Origin of the sequence: Arthrobacter sp. B0490 (assembly GCF_002929355.1) — a bacterium.
Taxonomy (GTDB): Bacteria; Actinomycetota; Actinomycetes; order Actinomycetales; family Micrococcaceae; genus Arthrobacter_D.
The window spans coordinates 1-688 of sequence record NZ_PJIR01000084.1 but is presented as its reverse complement, the minus strand read 5'-3'; the positions used below and the strand labels follow the sequence as shown (position 1 = coordinate 688).

Sequence of the window (688 nt, the reverse complement as noted above, 5' to 3'; positions counted from 1 at the left end):
GTTTCACAGGAGGTTCCCGCATGACAGCGCAGATCAGCATTTCCTCCGCTGCCACTGCCGCGCAGCAGCGACACACGGCAACACCGGCCGCAACGGCCGAACAGGTGGTGCGCAAGAGCAGTTTCTGGCGCATTCGCGGCGAGATATCCCGGCGCAGCGCCTGGCTACTCACTGGCGCCGGGCTGAGCCTGCCCTTCGTCATCTGGTGGCTGTGGACGGCGCTCGGCCTCGCCGACCCAATGTTCATGCCCAGCCCCGGCGCGGTGCTCGAACGCATCGGCCGCTGGTGGACAAGCGAAGGGCTGCTGGGGGACATCGGCATCAGCGTCTGGCGGGTCATGGCGGGCTTCGGCGCCTCGGCGCTGATCGCCCTGCCGCTGGGGCTGTACATCGGCACCTACCGGCCGGTGCAGGCCTTTCTCGAACCGCTCACCGACTTCATCCGCTACATGCCCGCAGTGGCGTTCATTCCGCTGGTGATGCTCTGGGTCGGCATCGACGAAGGCTCCAAGGTGCTGATCATCTTCATCGGCACCTTTTTCCAGATGGTACTGATGGTCGCAGAAGACGTGCGCCGCGTACCCATGGCGCAGATCGAGGCGGCGCAGACCATGGGCGCCAACCGCAGCGAGATCGTCAAGCTGGTGATCCTGCCGTCGGCCAAGCCGGCGCTGCTCGACACCCTGCG

At 66.1% G+C, this 688-nt stretch carries 1 protein-coding gene; it reads left to right on the top strand.

Translation table 11 applies throughout. The features are described from left to right. Window positions 1-20: 20 nt before the first annotated feature. A partial coding sequence (locus CXQ97_RS20870; protein ID WP_104182372.1) for an ABC transporter permease occupies window positions 21-688 on the top strand: 668 nt, incomplete at its 3' end.